The organism is Trichococcus sp. ES5, from assembly GCF_900067165.1.
Classification (GTDB): Bacteria; Bacillota; Bacilli; order Lactobacillales; family Aerococcaceae; genus Trichococcus; species Trichococcus flocculiformis.
Map to the genome: position 1 here is coordinate 73,158 of NZ_FJND01000002.1, position 12,961 is coordinate 86,118.

Here is a 12,961-nt window from a genome sequence, read left to right on the forward strand (position 1 = left end):
GGCGATGAAAATGTACAAAAAGCAGACGAATCGGCAATTAACCATTTATGACTTCGATCAGCCATTGGGCCTGACGATGAACCCAGAAAACCGTTGGGTCAAAAAAGCGGATTCGATTCCCTGGTCAGTCATTGAAGATAAGTACGCTGCTCTGTTCAACAGTGACAGAGGAAACATCGCCAAACCGGTAAGGATGGCACTAGGTGCCTTGATTATTCAAAGCGAATTTCAGTATGCAGATACCGAAGTCGTCAATCAGATTCGCGAAAATCCCTATCTGCAGTACTTTGTCGGACTACCCTCTTATAAGGATGAAAAGCCGTTCGACGCTTCTTCGATGGTGCACTTCCGTAAACGTCTCTCGTCCGAAATTCTGATTGAAATCAATGAATTGATCCTCAAACCTATAGAGGATGGAGCAGATGATTCCCAAACTGATGATAATGACAATGATGATGACAATGATGCATCAGGATCTGAGAATGAAGGGACGCTAATTCTAGATGCCACTTGCGCGCCTTCAGAAATCAAGTTCCCGCAAGACACGGAACTGTTGAACGAATGTCGGGAAAAGTTGGAAGGCATCATCGACGTAATCTGCGAAGCAAACCACCTTCCCAAACCCCGCACCTATCGGAAAATGGCCCGAAGGGATTATCTCAACATCGCGCGCAAGAAAAAGAAAAGTGGCAAACAAATTCGCAAAGCCATCGGCAAGCAACTGAACTACATCCGGCGGGATTTAGGTTACATCGACGCATTTCTGGAGCAAGGTTATACGCTAGGAACGAAGCAAGCCGACCTGTTGGGGACTTTGCGGAAATTGTATGAACAGCAGCTCTACATGCACACAAGCAGGACGCACAAAGTGCAGGATCGCATCGTCAGTATCAGCCAGCCGTTTATCCGCCCGATTGTCCGTGGAAAAGCCAAGAATCCAGTGGAGTTCGGAGCCAAACTGGACATGAGCATAACCAATGGGTACGCCCGACTCGAAAAAATTTCCTTCGATGCCTACAACGAGAGCGAATGCCTCATAGTTGCGGTGGAACGGTACAAAGAACGGATGGGAGTTTATCCTGAACGAGTTTTGGCAGATAAAATATACCGAAATCGCACAAACTTGAGCTATTGCAAAGAACTCGGAATCCGATTATCCGGACCGTCGCTCGGCAGGCCCAAGAAGGATCAAAAGATTGACAAAAAACAAGAATACACTGACAACTGCGATCGAGTAGAGGTCGAAAGAGGCTTCAGCCTGGCGAAAAGAAAGTTCGGGCTCAGGCTTATTCGAACACGCCTTGAAGAGACCAGTCTGTGTGTAATTGCTTTATCCATCCTTACAATGAACCTGTCCAAGGTTTCATTGCGCATTTTTTTGACTCTCATCCAATGGATGAGCTTACCCAGAATTGAACCCCTGGTGAACCCGTAAGCTAAAAATGGGGATTTATTCAGCAGGCATTATATAACAATACAATCTTCATTATACCGAAAATGAGGATTCTTTATCAAGGTCGATTGCGCTATATGCAGAAAATTGTTAAAGATACATTAAAATGATAGTCACAACTTACCTGATGTGTAAGGCAAATAAGGCTTCAAGCGGAAATGCCGGAATCAATGACTATACAATTTTGAAAATTAGTTTACAATAGATAGAGGCAAAAGATACGGAAAAACGTTAATTTCAGAATAAGTGAGGCTATCGGATGATTATCTATTATATATTGGCCATCTTGCTGTTGGTCCTGGACCAGTGGAGCAAACTGGCCATCGTAAATAATTTTGCATTGCACGAAGTAAAGGAAGTGCTGCCGGGCATTTTGTCCCTGTTCTACATTCAGAACGAGGGCGCTGCCTGGGGGATTTTTGAAGGAAGAATGTTCTTTTTCTTCATCATCACAGTAGTTGTTGTGGGTGCGATGGTTTATAATGCGCATAAACAGGGGTTCGACAAAAAAATCGTGGGCATCAGTTACGCTTTTCTTTTGAGCGGTGCCATCGGAAATTTCATCGACCGGATGCGGTTGGGTTATGTTGTCGATATGTTCCGCTTGGACTTCATCGATTTTCCGATTTTTAATGTGGCGGATGTCTGTTTGACGATAGGCGTCATCCTGATGACGATCTATATCCTTTTCATGGAAGAGGAAGAAAAGGTAAGTACAAAAAATAAGCTAAAGTAAAGTGGGATTCAAATGACAGAAAAAATCGTTTTTAATATTGATGGTCAAACCGGCAGAATCGATAAGATCTTGGCGGATTTCATGACCGGTACGAGCCGTTCGCAAATTCAGGCATGGATCAAAGACGGCAACTTGATGGTGAACGACAAAGCCGTCAAATCGAATTATAAGGTCCAGGATGGGGATCTTCTGGAATTGACGATTCCGGAACCAGAACAAATCAACGTCACGCCCGAAGACATAGCATTGGATGTCATCTACGAAGACGATGCGTTATTGGTGGTCAATAAGCCGTCAGGAATGGTTGTGCATCCATCCAAAGGGCATCTTTCAGGCACCTTGGTCAACGGCTTGTTGTTCCACGTAAATTCGCTATCCGATGGTACGGCCAACATCCGTCCTGGCATTGTGCACCGCATCGATATGGATACATCCGGCTTATTGGTCGTAGCTAAGACGAACGAAGCGCACCAAAAATTGGCGGAGCAACTTGAGAACCACACGATGGAAAGGGCCTATCTTGCTTTGGTCCATGGCGTCATTCTGCATGAGGATGGTACCATCGATGCGCCGATTGCCCGGATGATGGTCGACCGCAAGAAGCGCACCGTAGCTGACGGTGGTAAAAAAGCAGTGACGCATTTTGAGGTCATTGAGCGTTTCCGTGATTTCACCTTACTGAAGCTGCGCCTTGAAACCGGCCGGACGCATCAGATCCGCGTCCACATGAAATACATTGGCCATCCGTTAGCCGGAGATCCTATGTACGGACCAGCTGAAACGCTCGGTGGTCACGGCCAATATTTGCATGCGGCAACTTTAGGCTTCATCCATCCGAAGACGGGCGAAAACATGCACTTCGAAGCGCCATTGCCCGACTTCTATAGCGAAAAATTAACTGAACTGCGCAAAAACTGATTGACAGAAACGGCTCTATTCGTTATCATTACAGTAATATTCAAGGAACCTTTAAAATAGTCCAGAGAGGCTACAAGGTGCATCACATTTTGTATAGCGTCACGTGACTGTACCCTTATGCCCACATGCATAAGGGTATTTTTTTTATTATTGACGACGAAGGAGTAGTGGAGATGGCAGAAGAAATCGAAATCATGGATGCTCAGACGATGAAACGCGCGCTGACCCGCATCACGCATGAAATATTGGAAAAAAACGATGGTACCGAGAACCTGATTTTGGTGGGCATCAAAACGCGCGGCATCTACCTGGCCCAGCGCATTGCGGAACGAATCAAAGATTTTGAAGGCATCGAGGTGCCTGTGGGCGAGTTGGACATCACGCTTTACCGCGATGATGTGCACCGCGAAACGAATGAGAACCCGGTGTTGCATGAAACGAACATTCCGTTTTCGGTTGCCGGCAAGCATGTCGTACTGGTGGATGATGTACTGTTCACTGCCCGAACGATCCGGGCTGGCATGGATGCAGTGATGGATCTCGGCAGAGCGAAACGGATCACAGTCGCGGTCCTGATCGACAGAGGTCATCGGGAACTGCCGATCAAGGCGGATTACGTCGGCAAAAACATTCCCACATCCCAAGCGGAACAGATTTCCGTCCGTCTGGATGAAGTGGATGGCATTGAAAAAGTAACATTAATCAAGGCGTAAACAAATAGATTGGTGATTCTTTAACTGTGTCCTGAGAGACTCAGAAGAATTTGCTTTGAAGCTTGCTCCATTGCATTTTTTTAGATCACCTTATTTTGTCAAAATTAAGGAGGAAAATAATTATGAGTCAAGCTATGATGACAGTCGTCAGTCAGACAGAAATCGCAAAAGATATTTTCGAATTGCGCCTGAAAGGGGCATTAGTGAATGAGATGGGAGCACCGGATCAGTTCTTGCATATCAGGGTCCCTGGGGATGAACTGCTTTTGAGACGCCCCATCAGCATCGCCGCAATCGATGCCGATAAAGAAGAGTGTGTCATCATCTATCGTACCGAAGGGAAAGGCACTACCATCATCAGTAAGCTTACAGCAGGAGATGAATTGGACATCTTGGGGCCATTGGGTAATGGTTATCCGATCGATATGCTCGCAGCAGGTCAAAACGCTTTATTGATTGGGGGCGGCATCGGTGTTCCTCCGCTCTATGAATTGGCGAAACAATTGCACGCGAAAGGTGTCAACATTGTCAGCTGCTTCGGTTTCAAAAACAAAGAGGAAGTTTTCTACGAAGAGGAATTTGCATCATTCGGCAAAGTGAACATCGCGACTGATGATGGAAGCTACGGCAAACATGGCTTCGTCACGCAATACTTCGATGAAGTGGATGGCTTTGTGCCGGACGCAGTCTTCGCTTGCGGACCGAAAGGCTTGTTGGTGGCGGTCTCGAAAACATTCGATCCAAGCCTTACTTACCTTTCTTTGGAAGAACGGATGGCTTGCGGTATCGGAGCTTGCTACGGCTGCGTCTGCGACAAGAAAAACAGCACATCCGCTTATGATAATTACAGAGTCTGTGTCGAAGGACCGGTCTTCAGAGCAGAGGAGATAGTATTATGAATCGATTAGCAGTCAGTTTACCTGGATTGGAATTAAAAAACCCGATCATCCCGGCGAGTGGATGTTTCGGCTTCGGTGAGGATTACGGCAAGTTTTACGATTTGAGTTTGTTGGGCGCCATCATGACGAAAGCAACGACACTTGAGCCCCGCAAAGGCAATGCCACGCCGCGTTTGGCGGAAACGCCATCCGGTATGTTGAATGCCATCGGATTGCAGAATCCCGGTGTTGAAGCCGTTGTCGCGCATAAGCATACGGCGCTTGAAAAATTCGATGTGCCTTTGATCTCGAACGTTGCCGGAAATACAGTCGACGACTATTACCAAGTCTGTAAGGCGGTTTCCCAATCGCCGAACGTCAAAGCGATCGAATTGAACATTTCTTGCCCGAACGTCCACAAAGGTGGTCTGCAATTCGGAACCGATCCAGAGATGGCAGCTGCTGTAACGCGTGCGGCAAAAAAAGGTGCAACCGTGCCGGTTTACGTGAAACTGTCGCCGAACGTGACGGATATCGTCGAAATCGCTAAAGCGGTTGAAGCAGCTGGAGCAGATGGCATTACGATGATCAACACACTGATAGGCATGCGCATCGATCTGCATACGCGCAAACCGGTCATCGCAAACAAGACGGGAGGCCTATCCGGCCCTGCAATCAAACCGGTAGCCATCCGCATGATTTATCAAGTGGCACGCGCAGTCGATATTCCGATCATCGGGATGGGGGGCGTCTATACAGTTGATGATGTTCTGGAAATGTTCATGGCCGGAGCAAGCGCAGTCGGCGTCGGCATGGCCAATTTCACCGATCCGTTCGTTTGCCCGAAACTGATCGAACAGCTTCCGCAACGCATGGATGAACTTGGCATAAACAGCCTGAAGGAATTAATCAATGAAGTGAGAGAAGGCATCCTGAATGAACGATAAACCGATAATAGCATTGGACTTTTCAACAAGCGAAGAAATCAAGGGCTTTCTTCGGTTATTCGAAGATGAATCACTTTACGTAAAAGTGGGGATGGAATTATATTACCAACACGGAGCAGAAATTGTGAAGTGGATAAAAGATTTGGGCCACGAAATTTTCCTGGACCTGAAATTGCATGATATCCCGAACACGGTTCACCGCGCCATGAAAGGCTTGGCTGCTTTGGGTATCGACATGGTCAATGTCCATGCAGCAGGCGGTTCGGAAATGATGAAAGCTGCTAAAGAAGGCCTCGTTGCCGGTACGCCGGCAGGAAGCGATGTTCCGAAATTGATCGCGGTCACACAATTAACTTCCACATCCGAAGAAGCGATGCAGGCGGAACAGTTGATCAAAGTCAGCCTTCAGGAGAGCGTGCTGCATTACGCTGACCTCACCTGCAAATCCGGACTTGACGGCGTCGTCTGTTCCGCATGGGAAGCGCGCATGATCAAGGACCACACGAATGAAGACTTCATCTGCTTAACACCGGGTATCCGCCCGGCCGGCAGTGCGGTTGGAGACCAGAAGCGTGTCGCAACACCAGGCCGTGCAAGAGAAATCGGCTCAACTTTTATTGTAGTCGGTCGTCCGATCACCCAGGCAGCTGATCCGGTTGCAGCCTATCACGAAATCAAGAACCAATGGAATGGAGCAGAGTAAAATGACGATAGCAAAAGAAGTAGCAAAATCATTATTGGACATCAAGGCAGTGAGCTTAAGTCCACAGAACCCATATACGTGGGCATCAGGCATCAGAAGCCCCATTTACTGCGATAATCGTGTCACCATGAGCTTCCCGGCAGTGCGTAAATTGATTGCCCAAGGTTTGGCTGATCTGATCAAAGAAAAATATCCGGATGCAGAAGTGATCGCCGGAACTGCGACTGCAGGTATCCCGCACGCAGCTTGGATCGCTGACATTTTGGACTTGCCGATGGTCTACATCCGCAGCAAAGCGAAAGATCATGGAACAGGACGTAAAATCGAAGGGAAAATCACTGAAGGCCAAAAAATGGTCGTAGTCGAAGACTTGATTTCCACAGGCGGCAGCGTCATCGAAGCTTCCAAAGCAGCTGAGTTGGAAGGCGCAAATGTATTGGGCTCCGTAGCTATCTTCACTTATGAATTGGCTAAAGGCACAAAAAATTTCGCCGATGCTGGTCTTGCGATCGACACATTGTCCAACTACAGCACACTTTTGGAAGTCGCGCACGAAACTTCGTACATCACCGAAGCTGAAATGGATTTGTTGAAAGACTGGAGCAAAGACCCTGAGAACTGGTTCAAGGGCTAATTTAACGGTCAAATAGTTATCATACGAACCCCCCGTAGACAAGATCTTGAATCTTGCTTGCGGGGGTTTTTCATCATTTTCTTGCAAGTAAGCGCTCTAATGGTGGTATACTGGATGCATGTGTTTTTTTGACAAGTACGGGAAGAGGTGAAAAGGATGGCGAAACAGGAATTCCAACTGAAACAGACGCAGCAACAATCGGTCCGGATGACCCAGCAGCTGCGGCAGGCATTGCACATTCTGCAGATGCCCATGTCGGAACTTTCCGCCTACATTGAGGACAAGGCGTTGGGTAATCCTCTGATGGACATCAAAAAGCAGGCATCGGACACGGGCGCGGTGGCCGTCTCCAATGTATATACGGCGGATAATCAGACGCCCTGGTATGAACGCATGGAAAGCAAGAATCAGTCGCTCTATGATTTTCTGCATGAACAGATCTATCTGAACATGAAAAACACGCCACTCAGGCAGCTGGTTCTGTTCCTCATCCGCTATGTGACGGATGATGGCTATCTGGACATCAAGCTGGAAGAGGCTGCAGAGGCAACCGCGGCCGAGGATACAGAAGTGTTGGACGCCTTGACGCTCCTGCAGCAATTGGATCCTCCGGGTGTCGGTGCCCGCGACCTGCAGGAGTTTCTGATGCTGCAGACCGAAAGGGACGAACAGTCGCCCCCGCTGGCCTACTACATACTGGAAAATTATTTCAAGGAACTTTCCAGCTATCGCTTGGATTCGATCATGGAGGCCGAGGAGATCGACCATGACGAATTGATCGAAATCATCACCTACATGAGTAAGCTGAAGACGAAACTGCAGTGGGAAACCACATTCGAGGAGACGGTCTTCGTCGAACCGGACATCTATGTAGCCATTGCCGAGGACAACACCTTGGACGTTTCGTTCAATCAAAGCGGCCTGCCTTCGGTCGCGTTCAACGAAGACTATTACAGCGAATTGCTGGCATTGGCGGATAAAGATATGAAACGCTATCTGGAAGAAAAAAAGAAAGAAATTTCCTGGATCCAGCAGTGTGTTCTCCAACGGACACAGAATGTCATCAAAATAACGGAAGCCATCCTGCAGCTGCAGGCGGATTATTTCCTGGAAAAAGCCTCGTCGATGAAGCCTATGACGATGAAAAACATCGCCAAACTAACGGACCTGAGCATTTCGACAGTTAGCCGGGTCGTGAACGACAAATATATGGCGACCCCAAAAGGCATCTTTGAATTGCGTTTTTTCTTCCGGAGCGGTTTTATGAAAGAGGATGACGGGGATCAGGTAGCCATCTCATCCATCGTCATCGAAACCGAAATCAAGGAAATAATCGGCCGCGAAGAAAAGGCGAAGCCGGTTTCCGACCAGATGATTGCCGATCATTTCACCGCTCAAGGAATAGACATCTCCCGCAGGACGATCGCGAAATACCGCATGGGTTTGGGCATACCCTCCAGCTCGAAAAGAAAAAGGATATAGTTACGTCGATCGGTGCGGCTGGATAAAAAGAAATACAAAAAAACTGCCTCATTTTAGAGACAGCTCAACGTTCAATTGGTTCTATTGTTACGCAGTTGCTTGTTTTCAGCTAGATTTCCGTAAGTTTGGTTTCCTTTCGGCGTAAAACGGTTTTTCAATTCGGGAAGCTTGTCTGTCCTCGTAGCCTCAAGTCGGGACTCTTCACCAGATTTTGGAAGATTCTTTTTGGCAGTGGACAGCATCAAGCGTATGCGGTTCAACTGGTTCACGGAAGAAACGCCCGGATCATAATCGATGGTTGTGATATTGGATGTGGGATACTGGCTGCGCAGTTCCTTCAGCGTACCTTTGCCGACGATGTGGTTCGGAAGGCAGCCGAATGGTTGCATGCAGATGATGTTGTTTGTTCCGCTTTTCAGCAATTCGACCATTTCGCCGGTAAGGAACCAGCCTTCGCCGGTCTGGTTGCCGATATTGAGAATCGATGCTGCTCCCTCAGCCAACTCATAGATGCCGCTGATGCCGTCGAAACGCTCCGATGCGCGTAAAGCTTTGTCCATCGGCTTTTCGCACATTTCAATGGCTTTGATCATGGCTTCCGCCAGCCGTTTGCTGGATTTTGAGAAGCCCAATTCATCCGTTTTGTACACTTGGTTATAGAAGCTGTAGTTCATGAAGCCGATCAGATCGGGCACGACTGCCTCTGCGCCTTCTTCTTCCAGAATTCTGACAAGGTCGTTGTTGGCAGTCGCCGAGTATTTCACGAGTATTTCACCGACCACGCCGACACGTGGTCTTATTTCGTTGCGGATCGGCAGGGTGTCGAAATCACGGATGATCGCTTTCATGTTTTTATTGAACAAGTGGAAGGAGCCGTTTTCGACGTTTGCTCTCACCTGTTTCAGCCATTGGGCATGCAGGGCATCCGCGCTACCTTTTACGACTTCATAAGGTCTGGTGCGATACACGACACGTTCGAATAAATCGCCATACAAAACGGCGATCAGCAGGCGTTGTAGCATGACCGGCGTGACCTTGAAACCCGGACTTTGTTCAACACCTTTGTTGCCCATCGAGAAGCTGACTACGGGTATTTGAGGGAATCCTGCATCCACAAGCGCTTTTCTCAGCAAAGGAATGTAATTGGTCGCCCGACAGCCGCCGCCTGTTTGGGTAAGCAATACGGACGTATTCTGCAAGTCGTATTTCCCGCTTTCGAGCGCCTTCAGCATCTGCCCGATGGTGATGATGGCAGGATAGCAGGCGTCATTATTGACGAACTTCAAGCCTTCCGAAATATCGTCCTGACCCTCTTCCTGGAGAGAACTATTCAGTTGGACGATAGTGTAGCCCAAGCTGCTCAACGCCACTTCAATCAATCCGTTCTGGTGGATTGGGCTCATCATTGGCACCAAAATCGTATGGTTTTTGCGCATTTCCTTTGTGAAGATGATTTGCGGCGGCGTTTCGTATAGTTTTTTCGGCTCGAAGTGCTCTTTGTCGCGTTCCGCCATGGCTGCCTTCAGGGAACGGATCCGGATCCGGATGGCGCCTAGGTTCTGTCCTTCATCGATTTTCAGAACCGTATGGATTTTGCCGTATTGCTTCAGTATCTCACTGACCTGATCCGTCGTGACGGCATCGATGCCGCAACCGAAGGAATTCAATTGGACCATCTCGAGGTTTTTAACCTTTGTGACGACGCGAGCCGCCGCATAGAGGCGGGAATGGTAGGTCCACTGGTTCACAACCCGCAGATCGTCGACATCCTCCAGATGAGAAATGCTGTCTTCCGTCAGAACGTGGAATCCGTACGCGATGATGACTTCACTGATGCTATGATTGATTTCCGGATCAGAGTGGTAAGGGCGCCCGGCCAGGACGATGCCTTTCTCGTTATTCCGGACAATTTGTTCGATGGCTTCCTCCCCTCGCTGTTGCATGTCGGCTTTGTAGGCATTCAGTTCGCTGAATCCCTTCTCGACGGCGTCTGCCATCTCCTCCCTGGAGATAACCCCGTCGGAAAAGGTCTTGGTCAAAGCCGCGATGACTTGATCCTTATCGTTCAGGTTCAAGAAAGGGTTCCGGTAATCCTGGGCACCACTGCGGATTTCATCAATGTTCATGCGGATGACATCCGGGTAGGATTGCACGATGGGGCAGTTGAAATGGTTGTCCGCATGCTTCGATTCGACTGTTTCAAATATTACGCTCGGATAGAAAATCACATCCACCTTTTTGTTGATCAATTGCTGTATATGGCCATGAACCATTTTGGCAGGGTAACAGATGGTATCGCTGGGAATCGTTCCGATTCCCGTTTCGTACAGTTTCTTGGAGGAGCGGCCTGATAGTTCCACGCGGAAGCCCAGCTCATTGAATACCGTGAACCATAAAGGATAGTTCTCGTATAGGTTCAACACACGAGGGATGCCGATCGTCCCTCGCGACGCTTCTTTTTTCTTCAGCGGTTTGTAGTCGAACAGACGTTTATATTTGTAATCGACCAGATTGATTTTTTCGTCGTGCTTTTCGATTGTAATCTGGGCGCCTTTGTCGCAACGGTTTCCGGTTACGAAACGACGGCCATCCTTGAAAACCGTCACGGTCATCAGGCAATTATTTTCGCAAAGGGTGCAGTGCGTTTGTTTCTTATCAGCTGTAAAATCCTTTATGCTGTCGGCATCGATGATCGCGGACACATCACCGGCTTCGAAAGCTTCCATTGCGATCAGCGCACAACCATAAGCCCCCATCAATCCGGCGATGTTGGGGCGGATGACTTCGCGCTTGCTGATCAGTTCGAAGGCGCGCAGGACCGATTCGTTGTAGAAGGTCCCGCCTTGGCAGACAATCTTTTCACCTAAATCTTCCGGACGTTTGATTTTTATGACTTTGTAGAGGGCGTTCTTGATGACCGAGATGGACAAGCCGGCAGAGATATCCGCAATCGTGGCACCTTCTTTCTGCGCTTGCTTCACTTTTGAATTCATGAAGACCGTACAGCGCGATCCCAGATCGACAGGATGATCCGCCTCCAAGGCAATTTCCGCGAAATCTTTGATGTCATACTTCAATGTTTTCGCGAAGTTTTCAAGAAAAGACCCACAGCCGGAAGAACAAGCTTCATTGAGCTGGATGGAGGAGAGGATGCCGTTGCCCATGGTCATGGCTTTCATATCCTGTCCGCCGATATCCAAAATGAAGTCCACGTCCGGTTGAAATCTGCTCGCCGCTTTGTAGTGGGCAATGGTTTCGACTTCGCCCAAATCTACCACAAGCGCATTTTTTAGCAAAGCCTCACCGTAACCGGTTACACAGGCTTTGCCGATGTAGCTGTTCTTAGGCATTTTTGCATAGAGATCTTCAAGGATGCCCATGGTCACCTGCAAAGGTTCGCCTTCGTTATTGCCGTAATAGGTGTATAGCAGCTCGCCTTCCGGATTGATCAGCGCCACTTTGGTCGTGGTCGATCCGGCGTCTATACCCAGAAAAGCGACGCCGATATGATCTTCCAATGGCGATCGACTGACTTGCGCTTGTGCATGACGGGATCGAAAAGCCGTCAGCTCTGCTTCGTCTTTGAACAGAGGAGGCAAAGTGACGTCGGGCGTAAGTGCTTGATTGTTTTTCGTGTTCATCTGACGGAATAATGCCGGGAAACTAGTTGTTTCATTGCCTTCGGAAGACAAAGCGGCACCGATTGCGACGAACAATTGGGGATTATCCGGAAAAATGATATCTTCAGGCGCAAGTTTCAGCGTCTCGATGAAACGATTACGCAGTTCGCTCATAAAACAGAGCGGACCGCCCAGGAAGGCCACTTTGCCTTTTATCTTTCGACCCGATGCTAATCCGGCAATCGTCTGATTGACGACAGCTTGCAGAACGCTCGCCGCGATATCTTCCTTCCGGGCGCCGTCGTTAATAAGCGGCTGGACATCGGTTTTTGCGAATACGCCGCAACGGGATGCAATCGGGTAGATGGTGTGGTGTCCTTTTGAAAGCTCATTCAGACCAGCTGCGTCGGTTTTCAGCAGATCTGCCATCTGATCAATGAAGGCGCCTGTTCCGCCTGCGCAACTACCGTTCATTCGTTGTTCCAAAGAACCTTCGAAAAAGGTTATTTTCGCATCTTCACCGCCTAGCTCAATTACGACATCCGTCTCGGGTATGAGCGCTTCGACTGTTTTGGTGCATGCGATGACTTCCTGGATGAAGGGGATATCCAACAATTCCGCCAAACCAATTCCACCGGTTCCGGTAATTTCCAAAGTGAAGGTGATATTCCCTAACATTTCATGTGCTTCCGTGAAAATCATTTTTATTGCGTTTTTAACATCGGAAAAATGGCGCTCATATTTTGAAAATACCGTCTCGTCCTTTTCATTTAAGACGACGATTTTTATCGTTGTAGATCCGACGTCTATCCCGATCCGCATTGGTTTTGGCATAATAATTATTCACTCCTGAATATCGTTTTAATTGCGATGAATA

Annotated in this window: 10 protein-coding genes; 9 read left to right on the forward strand and 1 reads right to left on the reverse strand. The window is 48.3% G+C overall.

The window, feature by feature from the left end:
- The first annotated feature begins 10 nt into the window (after positions 1-10).
- The 9 genes from TES5_RS02560 to rpoN all read left to right on the forward strand — a co-directional run bounded on the left by TES5_RS02560 (position 11) and on the right by rpoN (position 8,464).
- Positions 11-1,435 carry an IS5 family transposase gene (locus tag TES5_RS02560; RefSeq protein ID WP_068559482.1) on the forward strand — a complete coding sequence of 475 codons (1,425 nt, stop codon included), beginning with the start codon at positions 11-13 and terminating at the stop codon, positions 1,433-1,435.
- Between the two features lie 277 nt (positions 1,436-1,712).
- A complete protein-coding gene (gene lspA / locus TES5_RS02565; RefSeq protein WP_068559484.1) occupies positions 1,713-2,189 on the forward strand; it encodes a signal peptidase II in 477 nt (158 codons plus the stop codon).
- Between the two features lie 12 nt (positions 2,190-2,201).
- Positions 2,202-3,107, forward strand: a complete 906-nt coding sequence (locus TES5_RS02570; protein WP_068559486.1) for an RluA family pseudouridine synthase — start codon at positions 2,202-2,204, stop codon at positions 3,105-3,107.
- A gap of 173 nt (positions 3,108-3,280) precedes the next feature.
- Positions 3,281-3,820 (forward strand): bifunctional pyr operon transcriptional regulator/uracil phosphoribosyltransferase PyrR, encoded by a 540-nt coding sequence (gene pyrR / locus TES5_RS02575; RefSeq protein WP_068559488.1) that lies wholly within the window; start codon positions 3,281-3,283, stop codon positions 3,818-3,820.
- Positions 3,821-3,942: 122 nt separating this feature from the next.
- Positions 3,943-4,719 carry a dihydroorotate dehydrogenase electron transfer subunit gene (locus TES5_RS02580; protein ID WP_068559490.1) on the forward strand — a complete coding sequence of 259 codons (777 nt, stop codon included), beginning with the start codon at positions 3,943-3,945 and terminating at the stop codon, positions 4,717-4,719.
- Positions 4,716-5,645, forward strand: coding sequence for a dihydroorotate dehydrogenase (locus TES5_RS02585; RefSeq protein ID WP_068559493.1), 930 nt, complete (start codon positions 4,716-4,718; stop codon positions 5,643-5,645). The genes TES5_RS02580 and TES5_RS02585 overlap by 4 nt, the downstream gene beginning before the upstream one ends.
- The gene (gene pyrF / locus TES5_RS02590; RefSeq protein ID WP_068559495.1) at positions 5,635-6,348 is read left to right on the forward strand and encodes an orotidine-5'-phosphate decarboxylase; all 714 of its coding nucleotides are present in this window, start codon (positions 5,635-5,637) and stop codon (positions 6,346-6,348) included. The genes TES5_RS02585 and pyrF overlap by 11 nt, the downstream gene beginning before the upstream one ends.
- Position 6,349: 1 nt before the next feature.
- The gene (pyrE, locus tag TES5_RS02595; RefSeq protein ID WP_068559497.1) at positions 6,350-6,982 is read left to right on the forward strand and encodes an orotate phosphoribosyltransferase; all 633 of its coding nucleotides are present in this window, start codon (positions 6,350-6,352) and stop codon (positions 6,980-6,982) included.
- Positions 6,983-7,138: 156 nt separating this feature from the next.
- Entirely contained in the window at positions 7,139-8,464 is a 1,326-nt protein-coding gene (gene rpoN / locus TES5_RS02600) for an RNA polymerase factor sigma-54 (protein ID WP_068559498.1), read from the forward strand.
- Between the two features lie 71 nt (positions 8,465-8,535).
- Here rpoN and TES5_RS02605 read toward each other — a convergent pair whose 3' ends face one another.
- The gene (locus TES5_RS02605) at positions 8,536-12,918 is read right to left on the reverse strand and encodes an acyl-CoA dehydratase activase-related protein (protein WP_232309273.1); all 4,383 of its coding nucleotides are present in this window, start codon (positions 12,916-12,918) and stop codon (positions 8,536-8,538) included.
- Between the last annotated feature and the right edge of the window lie 43 nt (positions 12,919-12,961).